General features: G+C 54.5%; 18 protein-coding genes. 14 read left to right on the top strand and 4 right to left on the bottom strand.

Annotated elements, in window-relative coordinates; all coding sequences use genetic code 11:
* Nucleotides 1-16: 16 nt before the first annotated feature.
* The gene (locus KB449_RS15410) at nucleotides 17-1,057 is read left to right on the top strand and encodes a LacI family DNA-binding transcriptional regulator (RefSeq protein ID WP_282909229.1); all 1,041 of its coding nucleotides are present in this window, start codon (nucleotides 17-19) and stop codon (nucleotides 1,055-1,057) included.
* A 219-nt stretch (nucleotides 1,058-1,276) separates the two neighbouring features.
* Here the strand turns inward: KB449_RS15410 and KB449_RS15405 are convergent, their stop codons facing one another.
* Nucleotides 1,277-4,564, bottom strand: coding sequence for an S-layer homology domain-containing protein (locus tag KB449_RS15405; protein ID WP_282909228.1), 3,288 nt, complete (start codon nucleotides 4,562-4,564; stop codon nucleotides 1,277-1,279).
* Nucleotides 4,565-4,820: 256 nt separating this feature from the next.
* On the opposite strand from KB449_RS15405, the gene KB449_RS15400 reads away from it, so the two are divergent.
* From KB449_RS15400 to KB449_RS15360, 9 genes are all read left to right on the top strand, one after another.
* Nucleotides 4,821-7,247, top strand: coding sequence for an alpha-L-rhamnosidase-related protein (locus KB449_RS15400; RefSeq protein ID WP_282909227.1), 2,427 nt, complete (start codon nucleotides 4,821-4,823; stop codon nucleotides 7,245-7,247).
* On the top strand, nucleotides 7,244-8,395 hold the full coding sequence (locus KB449_RS15395) for a serine hydrolase domain-containing protein (protein WP_282909226.1): 1,152 nt from the start codon (nucleotides 7,244-7,246) through the stop codon (nucleotides 8,393-8,395). Before KB449_RS15400 ends, KB449_RS15395 begins: the two co-directional genes overlap by 4 nt.
* Nucleotides 8,346-9,917, top strand: a complete 1,572-nt coding sequence (locus KB449_RS15390; RefSeq protein WP_350356226.1) for an apiosidase-like domain-containing protein — start codon at nucleotides 8,346-8,348, stop codon at nucleotides 9,915-9,917. The genes KB449_RS15395 and KB449_RS15390 overlap by 50 nt, the downstream gene beginning before the upstream one ends.
* A gap of 146 nt (nucleotides 9,918-10,063) precedes the next feature.
* Entirely contained in the window at nucleotides 10,064-11,401 is a 1,338-nt protein-coding gene (locus KB449_RS15385) for an ABC transporter substrate-binding protein (protein WP_282909224.1), read from the top strand.
* Nucleotides 11,402-11,488: 87 nt separating this feature from the next.
* Nucleotides 11,489-12,394 (top strand): carbohydrate ABC transporter permease, encoded by a 906-nt coding sequence (locus KB449_RS15380; RefSeq protein WP_282909223.1) that lies wholly within the window; start codon nucleotides 11,489-11,491, stop codon nucleotides 12,392-12,394.
* A gap of 109 nt (nucleotides 12,395-12,503) precedes the next feature.
* A complete protein-coding gene (locus KB449_RS15375) occupies nucleotides 12,504-13,220 on the top strand; it encodes a carbohydrate ABC transporter permease (protein WP_282909222.1) in 717 nt (238 codons plus the stop codon).
* Nucleotides 13,221-13,334: 114 nt separating this feature from the next.
* A complete protein-coding gene (locus KB449_RS36505; protein ID WP_282909221.1) occupies nucleotides 13,335-15,059 on the top strand; it encodes a sensor histidine kinase in 1,725 nt (574 codons plus the stop codon).
* 6 nt (nucleotides 15,060-15,065) lie between these two features.
* Entirely contained in the window at nucleotides 15,066-16,661 is a 1,596-nt protein-coding gene (locus KB449_RS15365) for a response regulator transcription factor (RefSeq protein WP_282909220.1), read from the top strand.
* A 51-nt stretch (nucleotides 16,662-16,712) separates the two neighbouring features.
* A complete protein-coding gene (locus KB449_RS15360) occupies nucleotides 16,713-17,618 on the top strand; it encodes a nucleoside hydrolase (RefSeq protein ID WP_282909219.1) in 906 nt (301 codons plus the stop codon).
* Nucleotides 17,619-17,704: 86 nt separating this feature from the next.
* Here the strand turns inward: KB449_RS15360 and KB449_RS15355 are convergent, their stop codons facing one another.
* The 3 genes from KB449_RS15355 to KB449_RS15345 all read right to left on the bottom strand — a co-directional run bounded on the left by KB449_RS15355 (nucleotide 17,705) and on the right by KB449_RS15345 (nucleotide 21,591).
* The gene (locus tag KB449_RS15355; RefSeq protein ID WP_282909218.1) at nucleotides 17,705-19,543 is read right to left on the bottom strand and encodes a hypothetical protein; all 1,839 of its coding nucleotides are present in this window, start codon (nucleotides 19,541-19,543) and stop codon (nucleotides 17,705-17,707) included.
* Nucleotides 19,533-20,657 carry a glycoside hydrolase family 88/105 protein gene (locus tag KB449_RS15350; RefSeq protein ID WP_282909217.1) on the bottom strand — a complete coding sequence of 375 codons (1,125 nt, stop codon included), beginning with the start codon at nucleotides 20,655-20,657 and terminating at the stop codon, nucleotides 19,533-19,535. Before KB449_RS15350 ends, KB449_RS15355 begins: the two co-directional genes overlap by 11 nt.
* A 109-nt stretch (nucleotides 20,658-20,766) precedes the next feature.
* Nucleotides 20,767-21,591, bottom strand: coding sequence for a helix-turn-helix transcriptional regulator (locus tag KB449_RS15345; protein WP_282909216.1), 825 nt, complete (start codon nucleotides 21,589-21,591; stop codon nucleotides 20,767-20,769).
* 362 nt (nucleotides 21,592-21,953) lie between these two features.
* Here KB449_RS15345 and KB449_RS15340 point away from each other — a divergent pair, with 362 nt between their 5' ends.
* From KB449_RS15340 to KB449_RS15325, 4 genes are all read left to right on the top strand, one after another.
* Nucleotides 21,954-22,136, top strand: coding sequence for a nucleoside hydrolase-like domain-containing protein (locus KB449_RS15340; protein ID WP_282909215.1), 183 nt, complete (start codon nucleotides 21,954-21,956; stop codon nucleotides 22,134-22,136).
* Between the two features lie 387 nt (nucleotides 22,137-22,523).
* Nucleotides 22,524-23,408 (top strand): ABC transporter permease, encoded by an 885-nt coding sequence (locus KB449_RS15335; protein ID WP_282912822.1) that lies wholly within the window; start codon nucleotides 22,524-22,526, stop codon nucleotides 23,406-23,408.
* A 21-nt stretch (nucleotides 23,409-23,429) separates the two neighbouring features.
* Nucleotides 23,430-24,305: a carbohydrate ABC transporter permease gene (locus KB449_RS15330; protein ID WP_282909214.1), complete on the top strand. Its 876-nt coding sequence runs from the start codon at nucleotides 23,430-23,432 to the stop codon at nucleotides 24,303-24,305.
* 51 nt (nucleotides 24,306-24,356) lie between these two features.
* Nucleotides 24,357-25,919, top strand: a complete 1,563-nt coding sequence (locus tag KB449_RS15325) for an extracellular solute-binding protein (RefSeq protein WP_282909213.1) — start codon at nucleotides 24,357-24,359, stop codon at nucleotides 25,917-25,919.
* Nucleotides 25,920-25,939: the final 20 nt, after the last annotated feature.

The following is a 25,939-nucleotide window of genomic DNA, read 5'->3' as shown; positions in this document are numbered from 1 at the left end:
GGAAAGGAAAGGTTCAATGAAGCAGCAAGTGACGGTGTACGATATCGCCGAAGAAGCCCAGGTGTCCGTGGCGACCGTGTCCCGCGTCTTGAACGGTTCGGCGCCCGTCAGCCGGACGACGCGCGCGAAGATCGAGGCGATCATGCACAAGCATCAATTCCAGCCCAACGCCGTGGCGCGCAGTCTGACGAAAAAAGAGACGGGCATCATCGGCGTTATATTGCCCGATATCACGAATCCGTTTTTCCCCGAGGTATTTTCCGGGATCGAGCAGGAGGGACTTGCGTCCGGACATACGTTTTTTCTTTGCAACACGCTTGGGGATTACGGCAAGGAATCGCATTTTCTCAACTTGATGCGGGAAAAACGGGTGGACGGCATCCTGTTCATGGGCGGCCGCGTGAATCTCAGAGTATGCGATCCTGCGCTCGCCCGTGAGCTCGCCGAGCATGCGCGCAGCATTCCGCTCGTATTGTTGAACGGAGACGTCAAGGATGCCGGCTTGACCCGCGTCGCCACGGACGAGGCGTCAGGCACGACGCTGGCCGTGCGCCATCTGATCGGGCTCGGGCATACGCGCATCGGGTTTCTTGGCGGCGCCCGGCACATGTCGACGACGGCGGTGAAGGTTCGTGCCTTCCGCCGGACCATGAAGGAAGCGGGGCTGGCCGTGCGCGACGCCTGGACGATTCCCGGCGGCTTCTCCGCCGATGCCGGCCGCGAGCAGATGAATCGGCTGCTGTCGCTTCGCGACCTGCCCACGGCGGTATGCTGCGTAAACGACTTCACCGCGATCGGTGCGATCAAGACGGCGGCCGAGCAAGGGCTGAACGTGCCGGCGGACATGTCCGTCGTCGGCTTCGACGACATTTTGCTGGCGCGCCACGTCATCCCCGAGCTGACGACGGTGTCGCAGCAAGCGGGGGAGCTAGGGCGAACCGCCGTGCGCGTGCTCCGCGAGCTGATGGGAGGCGCCGCGGCGAGGAAGCTCACGCCGCTCGAGCCCAGGCTCATCGTTCGGCAGAGCACGGCGGCGCCGGGCGGTCAAGGCGATTAAAAAGGCAGAGGGGCGCCGCGTGGACGCCGCCCTCTGCCTTTTCCATTTTCGCGCATAGCCAAGGCTAACACGGCGACAATTGGGATCGGGAATTGCGAAAACGACACGGGAAATGGGGCTCGTTGGGCTATTGCCTTTCATTTCCGATCAATGCAATGTCAGTATCGCCAAAGCTGGGCTGCTAGTGAGTCTCTTTGCGCGGAAGAGCGGGATTTTCTTTTAGTTGAGTCCCAAATTGTAGATGCGGTATGCAAGCACGGCGGCTTCAGCCCTTGTCGCAAACCCGGTCGGATTTACTTTAGAGCCGTCACCTTTGATGATGCCGTTCTTGTACAGTGTTGCTGCGCTTGACTGTGCATAGGCTGCAACCGAGAACTTGTCGGCGAACGCATCCAGATCCGTTGACGTGCCTCGCGTCGCCGGTATGTTTGCGGCAGTCAATGCTTTGTCGACGAGTACCATCATGTCCTGTCTCGTGATAGGGGCCTCCGGATTAAACCGATTGCCGCCAACGCCTTGTGCGACACCGAGTCGTTTGGCGATCGATAATGCTTCAGCATAGTATGCGTCAGCGCTTACGTCCGTGAACGAGTCTTCCGTTCGCGCGGTAAGACCCAGCGCGCGGACCAGAATGAGCATAAAGTCCGCCCGCTGGATCTGTGCTTCAGGAGCGAACGCGGATGCCGAGGTGCCGGTAATAATCCCCTTGGACGCCATGACTTCGATCGCTTGTCTGGCCCACGGCTGCTTGGTTATATCGCCGAACGACTTGGTTACAAAAGCCGCCGCGTACTTGCCGAGACGGGTGGTCATGAACGTGATCCCGCCCCGTTTGGCATCGTATCGCCCGGATGGAACTGCGGTGGCGCCGCCGTGACTATCGATGAACCATACGACGATATGCTCGGGATCCGTTAATTCCGACGCATTCGGCGTATAAGGAATAAACACGGTCACAGGTTCGTCCGGATTAATCCAAGGCACGACGATGCCCCCGGCTGTAAGCGTGACCTCCAAGACAGGCCGATCGCCGATCTGGGCCCGCACAGAATCGGTTAACCCATCCGTATCGGCTTTTTTTAGGGACAGGGTGACCTCCGTTGCTCCTTTCAGCTGCGCGGCAGCGAACATCGCTGAAGACAGCTTGACGCTCCCCAGCTCTGTCTCTACTTCAATGGTGTGCGCGCCAGTTTCTTCCGTTAGGGCGCTCGCCGGAAGGGTGACGGCATAGCCTGCAGCGTCTTTCACGCCCGGAACCGTGACATGAATGTCGTCTGCGGCCGCTAAGGCTTTGGCCATGACTTCAGCGTCAACAATCGTTGAGGCAATACCCGAAGCGTTAAGCATGGGTACGTTAGCCTTGATTTTATTCGGTTCCCCGATCAGAATCGGCGGATTCGCCGTGACTGGAGCCGAGCCCTGATCGCTGCCCGCGTTCTGGACGACGACGCGGGCGCGGCCGAGGTTCTGAACCCTGGCGAAGCTTGTGTCTTTATCGCCCTCCCGCTGAGTGGTTACCCGAAGCGACGGGAAGAAGGTGCCAGGCTTGGCGTAGGCGTAAGCGGATGTAATGGTATAGGTTGAGGAACCGACAGACATCGCAGAATCTCCCGCAGGAACTGTCGTGAAACTGCCGTTGCCCTCGAAATCCCATTCCGTCGATACCATTTCGCCGGACATGGGAGGGAGCTCGACCTTGGCCGTGAAGGCTACAGTTTGACCGGTAGCGATTTCCGCCATCGCAGACCCATTTGCGGCAAGATCGACGACAGGCTGTATCCCTTGCCGCTGCGCTGCGTTCGCCGGCAAACGAACCTGATTGTCGACCACCTCATAGCTGCTTGAATTCGGGGGCGGCACATCTCTTTCCGCCCATGCGCTTACATCCCGCAGAGCTTGCTCTAGGATACCCCAATAACTAACGAGAAACGGATTATGCGGCTCGACGTGATCCGCGTAATCGTTGTACCAGAGCCGGAAATGGTCATCGTAACCGGCGCCAAGCGCCGCATGGACCCGCTTGCTGTAAAAGTCCCCGTCCCAAGGATAGGCGTCGACATCGAGCAGGTTGCTGACCATGATGACTTTGCCGTTAATCGCGCCGGTGTAGGTACCGCCGCCGGTCACGCTTTGGGCAACGGTCGGACCGACCTCGATAGATCGTTGGGGATAGATGGGCGTACCGTCGGCAGATTTAAATTGATCCCACGCTTTGAAGTCGGATGACTTGGGAACTTGGTGACGATGGTACGCGAGCACCGCAAGGGACCACTTATTATCGACCTTGAGCTTATCGCCGGCGGCGATAGCCTTCAACACGTTGTCTGGATTTCCGGCAACAAGGGTGAATCGTTTCGTGGCCGAATTCAGAGAACCGTTCAACGTTCCGATCAGCGAACCGTCGGCTGCATAAAGGGTAAAATCGGGATTCGGATAATCCAGCTTTGCCGGAACTTCATCCACGGCAAAGCTTGTCGGAACGTTCTCCGCATTATAAGTAACCTGCGTAACCGACACCGTTTGCTCGATTCTAGCCGCGCGGAATCGATCGCCGAGACCGGATTCCTCAGTACCCAGATAACCGGGTTTGCTCCAGAAGTCGTCGGCATAAGTCGGATCAAAGGCCTTGATCATGCTTGCGTAACCAAGGAGGCCGTTCGGATCGTCCAGCGCGAGAATATATCGGTTGTCCATCCAGGCGCGCAGCGGCAAGCCGAGATTCGTCACCTCCTGAAGCACCGATCGCTCTACATCATCTAATCCGGCGTAGGGATCGCCGCTCCCGCCCGGACTTACCGCGTCCGCGATCTGCGGTGCTTTGTCCGCGAGCGCGAAGCGCGCAAAAGCCCGCATGAGGAAGTTGTTCGGTAGGGAGGTCGGGGCAGCAGGGATGAAGGGGACGGCTCCATCCCAAACGCCGGAGGCGTTCTCGATGGCGCCGATCGTCATGTAGGAACCGCCACTTCCGCCCCAGATGTAGCCATAGATGGGCTCGTGCGTTCCATAGTACGCTGCCGCTACGATCTTGGAGAACTTGGCTGCCGCTGCGTCGACGCGGTACCCGCTGCCGCCGTTCGTCTGCACCGTGTAGGCCCCGCTGTCCGCCCCGAAGCTGATGATCTTATCCTCGGCTTCTTCATTGCTCAGCGGGTACACGTACTGAAAGAATCGGCCTTGCCACTGGCTTTTCGGCGGGAAGTAAAAATTGAATTTCTTGGCAGTGCCCTCGAAGTGGCCGGAGACTTTATGAACCGGTACCGGAGAAGTCAGATCGGTCTCGCTGTCGATTACGGGATTGTCGTACTGCGGGTCGACGCATTCTCCGGTGATCCACATCGGCCCGCCCGTCGCTTTGACCTCGCACGGGGGCGGCGCCGTTTCGGCCGAAGCGCTCAAAACTGGGGCGAATAAGGTGCTCAACATAGCAGCGGCAAGCGTCAGATTCCCGAACAGCCTGCTTCGCGGGCCGAGGACGCCCGCCATTTTCGATTTCTGCAAAAATTTCATGGTTCTCCTCCTGCGTCTTTTTTAATGGATGCGCTTTCAATTATAGGTAGACCCCATAAACCGCCATATTTAAAAAACTACAAAAAGTTTAGTCTTTTCATACTTCCCAGCGTTCATCCTTTTTCGAAATCCATGTACCAAAGAAAAACAAAAGAAATTGTAGATTTTTAGAATGGGTATCCCGGTAAAGGCCTTGTATATTGAGTATCTAAGTGTTTCAAACCTTTTTACGCGCTTCATGAAGGAGGACGCTATCATGCAACCCGATACGGCGAACAAGCTGCGAGGCGCATATTGGTTGAAGCCGCCGAGAGTAGCTTACGAGGCGAAAGGAATCGCACCGGATGCCAAGGAAAATCGATTTTACTATTACCGGTTGGCCGTTAGACTGGACGAGCCTTCTTCCTTGCGGCTATCGATCAGCGCCAATACCCGTTATCGCTTATGGATTAACGGCCAGCCCATCGGCTCCGGGCCGCTCAAAGGAGATCGATGGAGGCATTATTACGAGACGCTGGACGTCAGCTCAAGTCTTCGTGCAGGGACGAACATCTTCGCCGTACAGGTATGGTCGCTCAATACGTATATGGTGAACGATTCGACTAGTTCGGATCAGCCCCTCTATTCGATGACCTCGCTGCCGATCGGACCGAGACTGGCGGTTGCCGGCACCTGTCTGAACGAAGCCGGCGAGACGCTGGCGGACCTTACCACTGGCAAAGCGGATTGGCAAGTGATGGCGGACGATGCCGTTTCTTTCTATTCCGACGATTCCTATACCATCTTTATGGGGGCGATCGCAGAACGCGTGATGGCGATGCAGCTCCCGGAAGGCTGGAAGCATGCGGAGGAGCCGGGCGGAACCTGGTTTGCGGCAGAGAAAGGCGATCCCTGCTTGGGCAGGTCCGATCCGTACCCCTACTACATTGTTCCGCAGCTTCCCCTCTTGGAAAGGCCCGTTCCTTTGTTGTACGAGGAAAATCGGCCATTCGTGCGAGAGATGCCCATTCGCCAAGACGATTTGCAGCCGTTTTGTTTTCCGAGCTTGAGCGCGGCGGACGATGAGGTACAGATTCCGCCGCACACGCATGCAGTCGTTGAATTGGACGCGGGCGAGCTTACGACCGGCTACCTTTTCTACCCGTTAAACCTGGGCGAAGGCTCGCGGATCGTATTTAGGTATGCCGAAAGGTATTTTCAACGCGACGACATCAAAGCGAATGCCGTTCGCGACGATGCCGCAAACGGCGTTATTTTGGGCATGGAGGATGTCTACGATCCGTCCGGCAGGGCAGAGATATACGAACCTTTCTGGCTGAGAACGTTCCGGTTCATCCGGATCGAGGTGCGGACAGGCGCGCAGCCGCTTCGGCTTCGGCGCCCCTGGTACAGGGAGAGCGCCTATCCGCTTGAGGCGAAGTCGGTCGTCGCCTCGCCGGAATCTTGGGTGGAGCCGTTATGGAAGGTCAGTCTCAGGACGCTGCAGATGTGCATGCACGAGACTTATGAGGACTGTCCTTATTATGAGCAAATGCAGTTTATCATGGATACGCGGCTCCAGGCTTTGTTCACTTACAGTGTCGGCGGAGATATCGGATTGGTTCGAAAGGCGCTGGAGGAATTCCACAACGCGCTGCTTCCCGAAGGAATCACGCAGAACCGATATCCCAGCGCGATGGTTCAGATTATCCCTTCGTTCTCCCTGCATTATATCGACATGCTCTACGATTACTACTGGCAGACAGGCGATGCCGATACGGTTAGAAGATATCGCCCCACGGTTGACGCCATTCTGGACTGGTTCGACCGCAAGATCGGCGATTCGGGCTTGGTCGAGCAGATCGGTTACTGGGAATACATCGATTGGGTCGCGGAGTGGGAGGGAGGGATGCCGACAGCCGGCAAGGAAGGCCCTTCCGCCATCCATAATTTAATGTACGCCAGCGCCTTGCGCACGGCGGCGAAAATCAGCGCTGCGACAGGTCGCAGTCAAGTCGGCGAGGAGTACGAGGAACGCGCAAAACGGCTGATGTCCCGGATCGAACGGCTCTGCTGGTCGGAGGAACGGGGGATGTACCGCGAGGGACCGGCATTTGAGCAATACAGCCAGCATGCGCAAGTCTGGGCGGTTCTCTCCGGTCTTTGCGACGGCGACCGAGCGAAACAAGTGCTCAACCGGGCGCTTGACGATCCGAAGGCGCTGCAGTGCTCGTTCTCGATGGCCTTCTATCTTTTCCGTGCGCTGGAGAAAGCCGGTCTGTATGAACGGACCGCCGAGCTGCTTCAGTCTTGGGTCGGATTGTTATCGCTTCATTTGACGACGCTTCCCGAGACGCCGACGGAGCCGCGAAGCGACTGCCATGCCTGGAGCGCGCTGCCGCTGTACGAGTTCACGCACTGTATGCTAGGCGTTCAAAATACGCGGCCTGGCTGGCAAGCGCTTCGGATCGAACCTCATACCCTGGATGTTCGGGAGATGAGCGGCGAGTTATCGACGCCGAGCGGCATTGTATCGATTGCCTGGCTTCGAACGGACACTTCGTTTGAGGTCTCCGGCAAAGTGCCGGACGGCATCCCATTCCATGTAAGATGGGGCGACAAGATTGACCGTTATTATCCAAATGGCGGCGCATTTCGCGAGTCCATACAGCTAAACGCTAAATCGATGGAGGGAAGAAAATGAGCACCTATACCTTTCGCCACGTGGATGCGCTTCTTAAGCGATTCGTGGATCAGGGACTGCCGGGCTGCTCTTGCTCGGTTGTCCGCCGGGGAGAGACCGTTTATGAAGGCTTCGCAGGTTATGCCGATCTGGCAACGCGGCGTCCGATCGGTCCCGATACGATATTCCGGCTCTTTTCCATGACCAAGGTCATCACGTGCACGGCTGCATTGATGCTTTATGAACGAGGATTCTACCTGCTGAACGATCCCTTATCCGAGTATTTGTCCGAATTCCGGCATCCGTCGGTTTATCGTCAGGGAGAGAACGGTACGTTGTACACTTCGCCCGCCGTTGCGCCGATTCAAGTCAAGCACTTGTTCATGATGGCTTCCGGATTGACCATGTATGGGGACCGTACGGAGACCGAGCGCCAGGTTTCAAAGCTGTCTTTAAAGGAGATTCCTGACTTGCGGTCATTCGCCAAGCGACTGGCGGACATCCCGCTCGCCTTTGACCCGGGTACCCGGTGGCATTACGGCTTCAGCCACGACATGCTTGGCGCGCTGATCGAAGTGCTGTCCGGCAAGCCGTTCGGTCAGTTTCTGAAGGAAGAGATCTTCGAGCCGCTCGGCATGCACGATACGTTCTTTCGGATTCCGGAAGACAAGAAGGACCGGTTGACGACGCTGTATGCGCCATCGGAGGAGGGTCCAACCCCGAATATGGAAAATGAATGGCTTAATCGGCAGGATACGACAATCGAATTCGGCGGGCATGGGCTTCTGTCGACGCTGCGAGATTACGGAAGGTTCACGCAAATGCTGGCTCGCGGCGGCGAGCTTGATGGGGCCCGGATCCTGGGGCGCAAGACGATCGAGCTCATGGCGACCGACCATCTGGATGCAAGGCAGCGGGCGGACATGGCGCTGCCGGGGACATGGCCGGGATACGGCTACGGTCTTGGCGTTCGGGTGATGACGGATCGGGCGAAGGGCGGAAGCAACAGCACGGCAGGAGAGTTCGGCTGGGCGGGAGCGGCGGGCTCCTGGATGGCGGCTGACCTTGAGGAAGAGCTGTCGGTCGTCTATATGCAAGGGCTTTTGCCGAAGGAATACGATGAAATTCGCGGCCACAAGCTCAGGGCTGCTATTTATAGCGCGCTATAAAGGAAGGTGCCGATCAATGGATTATTCGCCGATTGTTGAACGATGGTGCGCTTTCGAGGTTGCGTTGCAATCTGTTGAGGCGTTCGCGAATCCCTTTCTCGAAGTATGGCTGGAAGCTACTTTTCAGAAGGAAGGAAAACGAAAAAAAGTTTCCGGGTTCTATGATGGCGGATCGAGCTGGAAAGTCCGTTTCATGCCGGAAGAAGAAGGCATTTACAGCTTCCGGCTGTCGTCCAACCTGGAGGCATTTAACGGATTAACAGGAACCTTCGCGTGTACGGGGGCACAGGAAGGCAATCACGGTCCAGTCCGGGTAAACGGGATGCATTTTAACTATGCGGACGGAACGCCGTTTTTCGCGATGGGAACGACGGCGTACGCTTGGACCTACCGACCGGAAGCGGTCCGGCGGCAGACGCTGGAATCCTTCTCCCGTCATGGCTTTAACAAGATTCGCATGCTCGTGTTTCCCAAGTACTATCGGGGAGGGGATAACGACGTCAACGTATCCTACGACCCGCCGGTTTTTCCGTTCGCCGGCGCCTCGAACGCATTCGATTTTCAGACCCTGCTCCCGGCATATTTTCAAAATTTCGAGGAGCGCGTGAAGGATCTCATGAAGCTTGGCATAGAAGCGGACGTGATTTTATTCCACCCCTACGATCGTTGGGGGATCGACCGAGGCATGCGGCAAGAGGATGACGTCCGTTACGTTAAATATCTGATTTCGCGTCTTGCCGCCTATCGGAACGTGTGGTGGTCGCTTGCGAACGAGTATGACATCGATGAGACCGAGGACGGGAAGTTTTGCGTCGGAACGGATCGCAAGCAGTGGGATCTGCTTGGGGCTTATATTTACGCCAATGACCCTTACCGGCATCCGATTTCCAATCATAACTTTCCTTTGGGCTACATTTATCCGGACAGGCACTGGCTGACCCATGTGTCGTATCAACATCCGGACACCTATACCTTGATGATTGAATTAAAAAATGCCTATCGTAAACCTGTCATCAACGATGAATATCAATACGAAGGAAACATCAGAGACGAGTGGGGAAATAGCGACGCGCAAACGACGGTACTGCGTCATTGGCTATCGGCTTTGGCGGGCGGATATGCCTCTCATGGCGAGGTATTTAAAACGGAAGGCAACGATCAGGATCTCTTTTGGTCCTACGGGGGAATACTTGTTGGAGACAGCGGTTCTCGTTTGAAATTCATGAAGCAAATTATAGAGTCTTGTCCCTTTCAGGAAATGAAAAGGGATCCGAAAAATACCGATGGTCACCATTATTTCGCGCTGCATAAAGGGATCGACGAATATTTGTTTTTTTGCCGCTACGATTTGCCGGGCAAGAGCTTCTGGTTCGGACCTTACGATGGATCGGAACCTGAATATGAAGCCGAGATTTACGACGTATGGAATTGCGTAGCGAAGGAGAAGAAGATCGTGAGGAAAGGGTCCCTGTTGCCGATCAGCGCATGGACGGCGATTCGCCTGAAGAGAATCATCGGATGAGCGAAAGGCTCGGATTAAAGGATGTAATCGAAGAAAATCTAAAGTTATTGTAGATTTACGCCATGTATGTCGAAGTCGGCGGTACTTATAATTCAATTTAGAAAGCGCGCGCATTCTATTCATTCATCAATCAGGGAGGGTCAACGATGCTTGCTTTAAAGAAAAAGGGCATTCTTCTGACTTCGTTAATGAGCATGGCACTGGCCGTAAGCGCTTGCGGAAGTAATTCGAACGGCAATTCAGCCTCCGGTTCGCCATCTGCCTCGGCGTCCGGCAATGTGAGCCCGTCGGCATCGTCGCCGGCATCGTCGTCCGCCGCCGCGCCTGCAGGCGCAAAGCAGAAATTGACGCTGATGATCGCCTGGCCGGGAGACTCCATCGGACAATCGGAAGAAAAGTTGGTTGCCGAGCATTTCAAAGACAAATACGACATCACCTTCAAACCGGTCTCCGATCCTGAAAAAACGATTAAAACCACGATTGCCTCAGGCAATCCGGTCGATCTTGCTTTCTATTGGCCCGGCCAGATGGACACCTTCGTCAATGCCGATATGGCACTGGACCTCACGCCGTATCTGGAAGCCAATAACGGCGAATGGAAGAACGCTTTCGTAGACGGCGCTCTGACGAAGGGCATCTATAACGACAAAGTTTATGCCGTGCCGATCACCCCTGTCTATTACTCGATGCTGGCCAACAAAGACCTGTTGGATCAAGCCGGCGTCACCTTGCCGGATTATCCGACTTGGGATGAATTCAAGACTGCGCTGACGACGATTAAGGAAAAGCTCGGCATCGCGCCTTTCGGGAATTCCTGGGCGAGCTGGACGCATCGAAGCTTTTTGCAGTCCATATGGCCGGACGATGCCAAAGAGCATGAATGGTCGCAAGGTCAAATTCCGTTTACCGATCCGGCGGTCGTAAAAGCGTTCGACGAAGTGAAAACGCTGTACGACGACGGTTATATGTATCCGGGCAAAGGCGCGCTCACCGTGACCCAGGATCAAGTGTTAAGCGGATTCAAGTCCGGGAAAGTCGCGATTGTCGCGTGGATCAACTTCCTCTCCGATCAAGCGATCAAAAACTCGGGTTTGAAAAACGTACAAGTCGTCAGCTGGCCGCATATGGGTCCGCGCGTGAAAATCCCGGGCGATTCCAACGGGTACATGATTCCGGCTAACGCCAAACATCCGGAAGCGTCGATCGAAATCCTGAAATACTTGACGAGTCTTGAAGTCGCGCAGCACCGGGTAGATAACGGCTCCCCGGTGTCGATCAAAGGTGTGACGGCCGCCGATCCGAATATTTCGAAGTTCGGCAGGGATGCCAGCAAACTTTATACCGAAAAAGAAATACTCACGCTTTCGCCGAAATTAAACGAATATCTCGACCAGAAAATGCCGGCGAATTACGTTTTCAATCCGAAGAGCGCGTTGGCGGAACTTGAGAAATTGAGGTTGGAAGCCATCAAGGATAAGAAATAAACAAGCCATAAACACGATATACGGTAGCGGGCATAAGGCACGCGTGCTTATGCCCTGTTATCGTTCCGGCAGAAGGGGGACATACGGGTGCAGCGGCTAGCAAAAAAACAGTCCTTGCATGACAAGACGCGGATACTCGGGATTGCGTTGGTGATCCCCGCAATCTTATTCATCGCCTATACGATGATCATTCCGATCGGCTGGAATCTGGTCTTGTCATTCGCCAAATGGGACGGCTTTTCGAGCATGAAGATGCTCGGTCTGGACAACTATAAAGAGCTGTTCCAAGATACCACGACGTTGAACGGCTTTAAATATTCGGTCATTATCGCGCTGCTCTCCTCTGCGATTACGCTCCTGTTAGGCTTCATCCTTGCTTTGCTGGTGTATCAGACGGGCAAAAAGGAAGGATCGGTATTCCGGTTAATTTTTTTCGCTCCGAATATGATGCCTTTTATCGTCATCGGTTTGTTGTTCGCTTTTCTTTTAAGCCCGGATATGGGGCTTTTCAATCAAATTTTTAGGGCGATGGGATTGGAAAGTTTAGACCGCGCTTGGCTGGGCGAGCCCGGCTTGGTGCTGGTCACCTTGTCCGTCGTCAGCGGTTGGAAAGGTTCGGGGGGCGTCATGATGCTGCTCTATACGGCGATGGTCGCGATCCCGGCTTCGATGTTCGAGGCGGCTCGTCTGGAAGGGGCTAACTTTTTTCAGCAAGTTCGTTTGATCGTTCTGCCGCTTATTATGCCGACTATCCGCTTGGTATCGATGCTGGTGCTGATCGGTTCCTTTAAATCCTACGACATTATCGCGACGATGACGAAGGGCGGGCCGGGCGACTATTCGAAGACCGTCCCCAAGCAGATGCTGGATGTCGCGTTCTTCTACAATGAATTCGGTTATGCCGCCGCGATCGGCGTCGTATTTACCATTCTTGTAGCCATCATTATTTTCGTCATGCGGAAATTGGCCAGAGGTGACGTATATGAGTACTAGTAATCGGAGTTCTAAGTGGATCGCTCGCCTGGTGCTCGTTCTTATATCGATCGCCTATGTCTACCCTTTACTATTCACGATTTTCACTTCCTTAAAGACAAGCGACGAATTGTTCTCGAATTTATGGTCCTTTCCTAAGGCATTTCGTTTTGAAAATTATGCAGAAGCGTTCAGGGTGGGGCGATTCGGAGATCACTTCTTCAACAGCGTCGTGATCGCGGTATTGTCGCTGGCTTTCTCCACCATACTCGGTACCTTCGCGGCATATGCCCTTGCGCGGCTGCGCGTGCCATTCTCGGGAGCGATCGTCGGTATCCTGTTTATCCTGATGATCCTGCCAGGGGAATCCATGATTATTCCGCTCTATATGATCATGGCAAAGCTCAAAATGTTCGACGTCGTGTATATGCCTATCGTCGTTGCATACGTGGGATGGATGCTGCCGGGCTCGATTGTCATTCTGCGCAACTTTTTTATGTCGATCCCGAATGAGTTGCTCGAATCGGCAAGAATGGACGGTTGCGGAGAATTGAGCACCATGTTCCGTATCGTATTCCCGCTTGCGGGTGCCGCGGTCGCCACCATCACGGTATTTAACTTCGGCTTTGCCTGGGGAGAACTGATGTGGGCGCAAATTAGCACGTTAACGACAGAACGCGGGGTTCCCCTGTCCGTCGGGCTCATCAATTTTCAAGGGCAGTTCACGACCAACTGGCCGTTGATGGCCGCTGGGATCAGCTTGACGCTGCTGCCGTTGATCGTTCTCTTTATCGCGTTGCAGAAGTATTTCGTACAGGGGCTGACTGCCGGAGCCGTTAAGGGGTAAGCTTGTGGAAGGGAGCGAATGTTGTTAATCTGATCATGAGTAAGCGGCTTCGGCGGTCCGGTGCCGTTTTATTCGTATCTTTAGAGCGAAATCCCGAGCGAGGTCGCGATGCCCGTGAAGTTCAAAGACATGCCCATCATCGTCAAGCTGTACCTATGTATCGCGACATTTATCGTTCTGCCTTTGATCTTGGTCGGATTTTATTTAAATAACCGATTTGCCGAATTAACCTTAAACAAGGCAAGCGAAGGCGCGCTCCAAACCCTGAAGCAGACGAAACAGAGCTTTGAGATGCTGGCTGAAGATACGGACGACATTTCGGTCCGTATTTTGTCCAATGACCTGGTCCAGCAATTTGTAAAAAGCGGGTACAAGAGCTCGTCCGAGTACGAGAAAGGCTATTTAGACGTCGATTCGTTCGTGGGCGACGTCGTCGGTTCGAAGCGTTATTACGATGCCATCCATTTATATGCCGATCGGGAACTCGTTTATAAACGAGGAATCGACGTGCCCGAGATGAGCCCATCGGACAAGCGCGGCGCGATGGAGCTGCAGGGGCAAGGCTTCTGGGCCACATCTTCAGGCGAGATTTCCTATTATCGGGCGATCATGGACTTCGACAAGCTGGGCAGAACGATCGGGTACGAGAAATTTTCGCTCAACGAAAATACACTGTACGATTTTTATAGGAATATGAACGCGGTTGCCGGCTCTTTTATTTACCTGATCGATCGGAATGGCTTCATTCTGTCGGCATCGGAGAGGGAGCTTCTTCACCATGATATCGGTAAAGTAGAACCGATCCAGCAGGCGTTGCGGCTTAAAGACGGCTATTTTACAACCCGAATCCAGGGTCAGAATTTAATCATTCTATTTTATACGATACAAGAAATGAACTTGACGCTTGTGCAAGCCATTCCGCAGAAGTCCTTCTCTACATTGATTACGACGATTAATACGGTTCTGCTGGTTGTCATCTCGTTATGCATCCTGTTCGGCCTCTTGTTCTCGCTCATCCAGCATAAGTACTTGATTAAGCCGTTACAAAAGCTGCGTAAAGAAATGGCAAAACTGAAGACCGGTAATTTCAATATTTCGCTGGCGATCGACTCCAAGGATGAGATCGGGGAAATCGGCAACGGATTTTTGCGGATGGTCGAGCAATTAAAAGAAACGATCAATGATGTCTACGTAGGAAAAATCAAGCAAAGAGAAGCGGAGATCACCGCGCTGCAATCGCAGATCAACCCCCACTTTTTGTACAATACGCTGGATTCCATTCATTGGCTGGCGATCAAAAAGAAGAACTACGATGTCAGCGAACAAATCGAAGCGCTGTCGGAGATCTTCAGGCATGTCCTGAACAATGGCGAGCCGCTGGTTACGATACGCCAGGAGCTCGACTTTCTGGAAAGCTATATGTTTATTCAAAAACACAAGTACGGCAGCCGAATCCAGCTCCGCATCGAGATGGACGCGAGCCTGATGAGCTGCAAAATGCCGAAGCTGATTCTGCAGCCGTTGGTGGAGAACGCGATCGTTCACGGCTTGGAGCAGGTGGTCGAAGGCGGTCTTATCGAGGTGGAGCTGACCCGAATTCCGGATGGAATTCGCTTTATCGTAGCCGATAATGGGGCGGGCGCGGACGAAATGCAAATCCGATATCGGATGGAACGCGAATATGAAGCCAAACATGTATTCGCGTTAAAAAATATCGACGATCGTATCAAACTGAGCTACGGACAATCCTACGGGCTCACGTTTACGAGTAAAATCGGGATCGGTACCCGAGTAGAAGTACGCATCCCTCAGATCGATGAATCGACAAATGGCAGGTGAGCAAGGATGAAGCTGTTGATCGCAGATGACGACGAGCAGATCCGTTCGGGGATCGAGCAAGGAATCGACTGGACCTCCTTGGGGATTCAAGAGGTGATGACGGCTTCAAACGGGCTGGAAGCGCTGCGACTATTTCACGAGCGGCTGCCGGAGATTGTACTGACGGACGTCCGCATGCCCGGTATCGACGGGATCGAGCTATTGAAGCGAATCAAGGAGATCAGATCGGAAACGCGAGTCATCATTCTGAGCGGCTACAGCGACTTCGAATACATGAAGAAGGCGATTCAGCTGGACGCCGTAGATTATGAGATGAAGCCCATCCGGGCGCGCCATTTAGTCGCCTTGATCCAGCGGATCAAGGAGGAGATCATTCGGGAGCGCGTGTCTGAACGAGAGTTTAACAAATACCTGGCGTCGTACAAAGCCAATTTTGCGGACGAATTGCTCTCGGGCGTTCTGACGGACCGGACGGTCGTCCTTGAAGGGTTGAAGCAATACTTCGGACTCGAAGTGGCGGATTCAGTCGTCTGCCTGATCGTCGAGCTCGACGGGAATTGGACGATCGACGCGGATGCGACCAGGGCCGCCATGGATACACTCGATCGTCTCTTCCAATCCAGCGAGCTGGCGCAACGCGGGATTTGCCTACGCGCCAAAGAGGGGACGATGGTTTTTGTCATTCAGACGAAAACGAATTCTTATTTGTTCTATTCGCATTTTGCGAACGAGCTCGCGGGTCTGATCCGGGCGTGGAACCTGGAAGCCCATTCCTTATGCCGGAGTTCCTTTTCGGCAGGCATCAGCGGTCCCGGCAGTGCGGCGGATCTGGGACGGCTGTACCGCGAAGCCGGTCTGGCGTTAGCCAAGAGATTGTACGCGGGGAATAGCGCTGCGCACATTTACGATGCGACCTCGTCCGTCGAGGACAAGGCGATCGTCGGATTGCTGGACAATCCGGCATTTTTAGCGCAGCTGTCGCGGGGAGAACTGGCCGAGGCGGCGGCGTCGGTGAGCCTGGCGTTCGACCGGCTCAAGCAGGAGCGCGCGTATGCCAGAAAAAGCGTATCCGCTTACGCCTGCAGCTTGCTGCAGATGCTGAAGGTAACGGCACGCCATCTGCCGGCCGATCTCATCGAGCAGATTCAGAAGCGAATCGCGTTCATCGAAAGCCAGGAGCGCTGGCTGCTCATCGATGAGTTCAAAGCCTGCGTCGTATCGTTGTTCGAGGAGTCGGCCTCGCGCCTGTCCAAGGGACTAAGTCCGCATATGGCTCGCGCGGACGCGTTCATCCGCCAAAACTATACGCGGGAGCTCACGGTCGAGACCCTTGCGGCGCATGTCGGTAAAACGCCGAACTATTTCAGTCACCTCTTCAAACGTGAATTCGGTATCGCGTTCAAAGATTATATCAATCGCTTGCGCATCGAAAAAGCGAAGGAACTCATCCTGGGCACGAATGAGCTCATCTATGAAATCAGCGAACAGGTGGGTTTCTCGGACTATTCTTACTTCACGCAGGTGTTCAAAAAAATCGAAGGGTGCTCGCCGACAGCGCTGAGAAGACAGCCGGCCGACACCGTTAATCTGTCCAATCAATGAACGACGAGCGTTTTCCATTCAATAATAAGCAAAAGCGGGAGCAGGATCGATATGAATTTCAAAGTGCCGGAACCGAAACGAGTAAGACTGCTCATGAACACGGACGCCAAAAATGAGGCGGACGACCAGTACGCGATCGTGCATGCGTTGCTCACGCCGATGTTCATTCACAAGGGGATTATCGCGGCGCATTTCGGTACCGGGCGGACAACCGAATCGATGGAGGAAAGCTACGCCGAAGTCAAACATGTTCTTCGTCTGATGGGGGATGCCGGAGAAGTGCCGGTCTATAAAGGGGCGCCAAACGCGCTGAAGGAAGAGCTTACGCCCGTCGTCTCGGAAGGCGCGGAGGCAATTATCCGCGAGGCGCTCTCGGACGATCTTCACCGGCTGTTCGTCGTATTCCTTGGGCCGTTGACCGACCTGGCTTCCGCCTACCTGATGGAGCCTCGCATCGCGGACCGATTGACGGCCATATGGATCGGCGGAGGGCCCTACCCGCACGGAAGACACGAATTCAACCTGAGCAATGACGTTCACGCGGCTAACGTGGTGATGGCCTCCCCTATCCCGCTTTGGCAAGTACCGCAAAATGTGTACAGCTCGATGAGAGTCAGTCTGGCGGAATTGGAAGATAGAGTGAGTCCGCACGGCGAGATCGGGAAGTACTTGTTCGAGCAGCTCATTCAATTTAATGACGACAACGCGCACGGGTGGCCAAGAGGCGAGTGCTGGGGCCTCGGCGACTCTCCTGCCGTCAGTCTCATTCTCGACGATCTGGAATTCTCGGATGGTTTCGTTACGATGCCCGCGCCGCGAATCACGCCCGAGATGCATTATGTTCATCATCAAGCAGAACGTCTGATCAGAGTTTACCGAAATGTCGACGTCCGATTTACGCTTGAAGACATGTATGCCAAACTGGCGTTGTTTGCCAGGAAACAGGCCGCAAAATAATGCAGTGTCCACATCGAATACGCAGGCTCTGACCTGCAATCCCGTACGCTTTACCCCTTTAGTTATGGTTAAGAGAGACTGTATGATTAAAATCGCAACGTCGTCTCGTGTCCGTCCGCACGGATCGCGTACGTCCCGCTATATCGCTCCGCCCGGCAATACGGATTGTCGAACCGCGGATAATTGTCGAACGGAATGGCGCTGCCTTTCACTTGCAGCGGGCCTTCCCAGCCGAAGGCGATTGCTCCGTAGGCTGGATCCTGCCACGTCACAGTAGACTGTGCACTCACGCTCAGCTCAGCTTGCAGCAACCGTTCCACGAACGTCTCGAAGGAGCCGTCTTCCGCCAGGCGCCCCGCCCGGCACAGCCATACATTATCCAACACGTCGCAGCGCACCTCTTCTTCGGGCAAGCGTTCCGTCCAATGATACCCGCGCTGGGAGTAGAGCGCCACATAACCGTCTCCTTTTCGACCGAACAGCCAGCCGCCCCGCTCCAGCACTTCATCGAACCGGCGCTTGGGGAAGAAGGCATGCGTGTACGGCAAGCGCACATCGGAAGGCAGCCGATAGATGGAAATGACAACGGATCCATGTTGGATCGATCGAGGCATCACGTCATTGCCCGTCCACAAGTCGGGTCTGCCGGTCCGCACGCTTTCGGTACCCGGATGATTCGTGAACACGACCACGCCCCCGTCCAACGAAGCTTGCCATATATGCTGCTGAAACCCGTTCTCCCCTTTACGGAAATCTTGCGCGCAGCTCAGCATATAATCGCCCGTGCGGCGGGTGATTTTGTTGACGCGGCTTAAGTAGGTGCTGCCCCGGCACGGCTTCGGCTCGATGTCGGCCGCTTGGCACTGCGCGAAATAAGCGGCTTCCTGTTCCAACTGGTGATTGACGGGAATGCCGTATTTACGCGCCATGTCGATATTGGTCCGGATTAAGTCCTTGTGCGTGTAGCCCATGTTCTGCCAGTAGAAGGACGTGTCTTCCTCCGTCGCAACGCCTTTTCCCAGCTTCGCGCCATCCTCGACATCGAAGCTTTGCTGTTCACGGCTTTCAATTGTGGCAGTGTCCAAAGCAGCGGCAGCGACAGCTTCGGGCGCCTCGTAACCGCTGGTGGAAAGCGCAGTAGCGCTTAAGTGCAAAAGATGACGCGCGTGCTCGCCCGTGCCCCACAGCAAATATTGCAGCGGCTGCGTCGACTGGTTGGCGGGCTCCAGAATCATTTCCGAATAAGTCCGACCCTGCGTGCAGCTATAAGCGCCCTTATAGGAGTTGACCGCCATCCCGAACGACATGAGGTCCAGCAATTGACTGGCCATCAGACGCAATTCGGCATCATGAGCCAGATCGTATACGTTCAGAACGGACAAGTAGTTTTCAGACATGTAGCAATGCGAATCCCATTCGCTGAACCCGACCATCGCCTTCACCCGAATCCAATCGGCGATAAAGACCGCCGCCGGCTTGGCCAATTCATGTCCGTACCGGTCATGCGCCGCAAACCAGTCGTCCGGGTAGAGCTGAGCTGCGAGCAGCTGGCAAGTCCGGTACAGCATGACATGATTTTCCGTGACAAAAAATTGCGATCCGGAATGCTCGCTCCTTTTGGCATCGTACCAGTATTCGAATCCGGTAAGGGTGGACCGAATCCGCTCCAGCAGCGCTTCGCCGAGCAACGCGCTGTCGCCGTACAAAACCAGCATTCGCAAGATCACATTCACGGTAAAATCGCTGCAATCTTCGCGCCGATCGACCGTATCCAGCATCCGGACGAATGCTTCTTCGTCCGCAGGAAGTCCGAGGGCAAGCCGGCTGAGGGCGGAAGTCGCCACTTTGTAGCGGTGGCCGGCATGATCGGCCTTGGCGGAAGCGGCAAGATAAGCTTGCTTGCGCAGCTTGGCGTCAGAGGGCATGGCGTTGTTCGCTCCTTTCCTGCATAAATTCGGCAAGCAGCATGAGGGTCAGTCCTTGACCGTAAAGGGTCGCATAACAAGTCAACTCGTTGTAATCTTCAATGGTGTCCATAATGGGGGTGCCTCCGGACACGGACAGCACTTCGCCGGTGTCGGCGATTTGGCTGACGACGCCTTGCAGTCCCAGCTCCGCGTACCGCATATAAGAAGCCTCCACAAGACCGAGCTTCACCGCTTTGGCGATGCCGCAGGCGATCCCCGCGCTGCCGGACGATTCCTGATAGAACGAAGGACGATCCATCACGGTGTGCCACAGGCCGTTGGTCGCTTGGTATTTGACGATACTGCGCACGAGCGTATCATAACGATCCAGCACGGCGGCGGATGCGGACACGCCGGCCTTCCGCGCTTCCTCTACGATCATAGGGGTAGCGACCGCAAGCCAGGCATTGCCGCGTGTCCATCTGGCTCCGGACAGATGATCGCCCGTAGCGCAGTCATAGCCGTGGAACAGCACTCCGGTTTCGGCATCTTGCAGCACCTCTAGATGCAGTTCGAGCTGCCGGAGCGCTTCCCTGACATAAGCGGTGTTGCCGGTCAGGCGGGTTAGCTTCGCCAAGAACAACACCGCCATGAAGATCGTATCGGCCCACACCTGGTCCTTTAGCTTGTCATAGCTCGCTGCGGAATTGACCGTATGCTGCAGCGCTCCGGCTTGCGTCCGGTGGGCATGGTCCAATACCCAATCCCCCCATGCCAGGGCCATGTCTTTGTAAGCGGGATCCTCCGTCCACCAGTACAGATCAGGCAAAATACAGAAAGGAGCGGTCGCATTCACGGCTTGAATGTCGTTGCGTTTATGCGCGTTGTTGCGCACCCATTCCCGCAAGCAAGCCTGCACTTTCTCATCGCGACCGGCGCCGTAATAGGCCGACATGGCGATCAGACCGACGCCGGGGTTCCAGTCCCAATGATGAATATCCATGCCCCAATCGCCGGCATGGCAATCTGCGGCATTGCGGATGACAGGGTCGGCATGTCCGCCGTGATCGGCGATCATAAACGTAAATACGCGGTCGGCCAACGTCGATAATGTGGAATAAGATAATGTCATAGCAGCGCACCCTCCGGATCGTCGGTGATATCGCTCCCATTGTATCCGAGTACGTGCACTTCCGGTCATCCACCGTTGCGGCGTTCATCGTCCAGAATTGCTGTCTCATCTACCGTCGCCGAAACTGCTCAGGCGTAAGTCCGGTAAGCGCCTTGAAGCTGCGGATGAAATGCGATGACGTCTGGTAGCCGACCTGATCGCCAATGAGGTGAATCGGGTACGCCGTGTGCAGCAGCAGCGATTTGGCTTCATTGACGCGAATTTGCTTCATATACGCTTGCACCGTCGTGCCCATCTCCCGTTTGAAGAAGTGGCACAAATAATATTTGCTGACATGCAGCGCCTCCGCCATGAGATCAAGCGAAAGCGGTTCCCGGTATCGTTCGTGGAGCAGCAGCAGGATTTGGCCGACCAGCTTGTCGCGTGCCGTTTGCGGCACGGCTGCCAACTGACGCCCGGGAGATTTGCGAAGCTGCCGGGAGATCAGCAGGAGCAGCTCCTGCAAATAAAGCTGCAGCGCGGCTTTGCGCTGCCACTCGTCGGCCGCGTACTCGCGGCCGATCCTGCCGAACAGCTCCGCGAGCCGCTCCTGCTCGCCGGGCAAATCAAGCATATGGTTCGGATAGGCCAGCCGCTCGAGCGGTTCCAGCAAGGCGCGTGCGCCTTCCGGAACGATACTGGGAAGAAAATGGATCAGATGCCGCTCGTACGGCGGCTCCAGCACATGAAACTTGTGCATCGTCAAGGCATTGAAGACTAGAATATGGCCGGGTTTGACGTGATACAGGTGATTTTTCAGAATGACTTCAAGTACGCCGCTCGTCACCCATACGATCTCGTACCCCAGATGCGAGTTGAACACTTTGGGATAATCCAGATTCGTCTTCCGCTCGTAAACGAACTGGTGCTCTCGCAGTACATCGTAGAAAGTCATACCGACTCCCCTTTTCCCAAACACTGGGTTGTATTTTGAAAATAGTTCCTTTACAGTTATTCGTGTCATCGAGGGAGAGGACAAGCATGGCGTGGGGGCTAGCATCAAGCCGCAGGATAGATATCAAACGGTTGATCTCGTGCGACGGAGTCCAATATCAGCCTGCTTGAGACGGCGCGAATCGCGCTTTGCTGAAGCAGGAAGCGGGAGATGTATCCGAGGAAGGCAATTCTCTCTATTATCTTACTTCTGAATCTCGCTTGCAATCTTGACCATTGCACGTGGCAAGATCTGGATGGGGTTCTCCACGAAGCAATTACCGGCCGATTCAGGCCATTCTTTAAGCAAGGAGAAGGATTACCATGCCATTCCTAGACAAAGTAAAATCACGCGTTATCGTATTGACGGACATTAGCAGCGTGAGAGGGGGCTTCAAGGAGCCGGATGACGCCCAGTCGCTTGTGCGTTTCTTGATGTATGCGAATGAATTTGATATCGAGGGGAGTATCGCTACTTATACGGATCACTGGAACGACGTTCAGTGAAGAAACGGTTTCTTAGCGTGAATCAGGAGAAAATGGTGGCTTGTGTTCAGGTAATAATGAGCACAGGTCTTTTTTTACAAAGATTCACTTTTATGCGAACGCTTCCGACATTTCCGTGTCTTTCTTTGCAGCCGATGTCAACAGATGTGCATGCCGGGTGAAAAAATGATTACTTATGCGGTGAAAAGCCCGATTTTATCGGTTTTTCCCAAACGCTTGAACAAATGAATATCGACTGTCAGGATATTTACCTCCTACCATGAAGAGGCAAGTTACATGAGGGAGTGAATCATCTTGGCTGTCTACAATCAATCGGCCGATACCGAGTTGAACCGGATAAGCGCTGGAGCTGCTGGTGCTGTGAGGAAGAAAAATCTGCTGCGCAAGATGATGATGGACCGCTGGCTTTACTTGATGCTGCTGCCGGGCGTGATCTTCTTTCTATTATTTAAGTACGGTCCGATGTGGGGGATCGTCATCGCCTTCCAGGATTATTCGCCCTTCCTGGGGATGACGGGCAGCGAGTGGGTAGGCATGAAGCACTTCCACCGTCTGTTTACCGATCCGACCTTTTTCATGCTGCTGAAAAATACGCTTCTGCTATCGCTCTTGAACATCGCCCTCGTATTTCCGATGCCGATTATATTTGCGCTCATGCTGAATGAGGTGCGAACGGCGAAGTTCAAACGAATCATTCAGACGCTCATCTATATTCCGCACTTCATGTCCTGGGTCATCATCGTCGGCATATTCTACGTGATCTTCGAGATGCAGGACGGGGTTTTCCAGGAAGTCATGGCTTCCATCGGACTGCAGAAGTTCACCATTATGATGGATCCGGACCTGCTCCGCCCGATGTACGTCCTGCAGTCGATCTGGAAGGATACGGGCTGGGGGACGATCATCTACCTGGCTGCGCTGGCGGGGGTCGATCCCCAGCTCTACGAGGCGGCAAGGATGGACGGGGCCAGCCGGATGCGTCAGGTTTGGCACATTACCCTGCCCTGTATCCGCAGTACGATCATCATATTGTTGATCTTAAAGATCGGCGACATTCTGGAGCTTGGCTTCGAGCATATGTTCTTGTTGTTAAATCCCTTGAACAGGGGGGTGGCCGAAATATTCGATACGTACGTGTATACGTCAGGCATCGTTCAAGGCGCCTTCAGCTATTCGACAGCCGTCGGGCTGTTCAAGTCCTTCGTCGGACTCGTGCTTGTGCTGGCTGCGAACAAGCTGTCCAAGAAGTTCGGCGAGGAAGGAATTATATAAGAAGGGAGGAAGCCGTCTGCTATGAAGCATCGCCACACATTCCCCGGCCGGATATTCGACTATTTGAACATTACAGTCCTGTCCTTGTTCGCGCTCGCTGCGACCATTCCGTTCGTCCATATCGTAGCGACCTCGTTTGCATCCGAACGAGAGATTCTAACGAAGGATTTTGTCCTGTTTCCGACTGATTTCTCGCTGAACGCCTACCAGATCATCTTCGCGAACGACCGGATCGTGCACAGCTTGCTCGTCACGGCATTCATCACGGCGGCCGGGACGCTCATCAACATCGTCGCGACCTCCATCATGGCATATCCGTTGTCCCGCAAGGACCTGATCGGACGCAAGCCGCTCATGATGATGATCTTGTTCACCATGCTGTTCGGCGGGGGTATGATCCCTACGTTCCTGCTCATCAAGGTGCTGGGACTGATGAATTCCTACTGGTCCTTGCTGCTGCCAGGGGCGATCAGCGTGTTCAATCTCATTATTCTGAAAAATTTTTTCCAGCAGATGCCCGACGGGCTTGAGGAATCCGCCAAGATTGACGGCGCGAACGACCTCGTCATCTTGTTCCGGCTCGTGCTGCCGCTCTCCCTGCCTGCTCTCGCCACCTTTAGCTTGTTCTATGCGGTAGGGCACTGGAATACGTTCATGCCTGCGGTGCTCTATATTAACGATCCGGACAAATGGCCGATTCAAGTGCTGCTCCGCAACATCGTGATGCTATCGCAGGGCTGGCTCGACAACCCCGAGGCGGCAGCCGAACAGGCGGTTTCGCCGGAAACGGTCAAGATGGCCGTCATTACGGTGGCTACGCTTCCCATCTTGTGCGTGTATCCGTTTCTGCAAAAGCATTTTGCTAAAGGGGTGATGCTCGGTTCCGTAAAAGGTTAGTTCGTAAGCAGGCAATTCCACAAAAATATCAATCGGGAGGTCTATTCGTTCATGAAACGATCGACGATGAGAAAGATTACGGTTGCCGCTGCGGCAACGGCATTGACAGGAACACTTCTGGCAGGATGCGGCAACGACAATGACAATGCCGGCTCCTCGACGGGCGCGGCCAGCGGCAAGCCGTCCACAGCGAGTGCATCGCCGATTGCATCGTCCGATGCATCGCCTACGACGATCAAGATTATGTCCCAGACGGTCACAGATCCGATTAAGGACGACAATCCGATGAAGCTCGAGCTGGAGAAGATGACGAATACGAAGCTGGAGTTCACATGGGTTCCGGCAACGGCCTACAACGATAAATTTAACGCGACCCTGGCCTCCGGCGAGCTGCCGCAGGTGATGCTGACGAATACAGCCCGCGTGACGAACGTGGTGAATGCGGTGAGGGCCGGCGCTTTCTGGGAGATTGGACCTTACCTGGATCGGTTCCCGAATCTGAGTGAATTGAACAAAGAGATGTTGAATTTTACAAGTTATGACGGCAAGATCTACTTGCTTCCGCGGTCCCGTGACGGGGCCAGACACCTTATCGCTTATCGCAAGGATTGGGCGAACAATCTGGGAATCGCCGAGCCGAAGACGCTTGACGATTTGGCCAACATGGCAAAAGCGTTTACGGACAATGATCCGGATAAGAACGGTAAAAATGACACGATCGGCTATGCGGAACCCGCCTCGCTTGACGCGTTGTCCCGCGATATCTCCGTTTATCTCGGCGGACCTATGAACAACGGCATGATGAACGATCAGGTCGTGCCTAACTTCTTGACGCCGGCATTTTTCGAAGGTATGAAGTGGTATCGCGATCTGTACGCGGCCAAAGCGATTAACCAGGATTTTGCTTTGCTCAACGGCGCGCAGCAAGCGGATCTGTTCAAGAAAGGCAAGGCCGGCATCATCATCTCTGTCGATAGCAATGTGAAGAACTATCCGAAAGATCTGCAGCTGGTAGATCCAAAGAGTGAGATTGGCGTCATTCAAGGCCTTCCGGGGCCTAATGGCTTAAGGGCCTCATCGACAGGCGGCTCGCTCGGCGGGTACCTGTTTTCCAAAAGCTCGATTAAAACAGAAGAGGAGCTGCTCCGAATTCTTGGCTTCTTCGACAAGCTGTCCTCTCCCGAAGCGATGACCATTGCCTATCGCGGTATGAAAGATGTAGATTATAAGATGGAAGACGGCTTCGTCGTACCTAACGAAATGCAGTCGGAAGATGCCAAAGCAGGAATCGCCGCGTTCAGCGAGCTGGCTGTCGCACACGTGAAAGTAGGCGCGCCTCTGAAGCAGAATCCGTTCACCGAAATGATCGTCAGCATGGTCGCAGCCAATGAGAAGATCGCCGTCTATGACGTAGCCGGCCCCCTGATCTCGAATACGAAAAACGAGAAGGGGCCGGAGCTGGACAAGCTGAAGACGGATGCGATCGTGAAGTTCGTTATGGGGCAACTCGACGAAGCCGGCTATCAGAAGGCGATTGAAGATTGGAAGAAGGCGGGCGGCGATCAGGTCATCGTAGAGCTCACCGAAGAATATAAGAAGGCGCAAGGCAAGTAAACGATAAGGCCGCAGTAACA

The organism is Cohnella hashimotonis, from assembly GCF_030014955.1.
GTDB classification, from domain to species: Bacteria; Bacillota; Bacilli; order Paenibacillales; family Paenibacillaceae; genus Cohnella; species Cohnella hashimotonis.
Note: the sequence above shows the minus strand (reverse complement) of the source record. Positions and strands in the feature narration are given on the sequence as shown.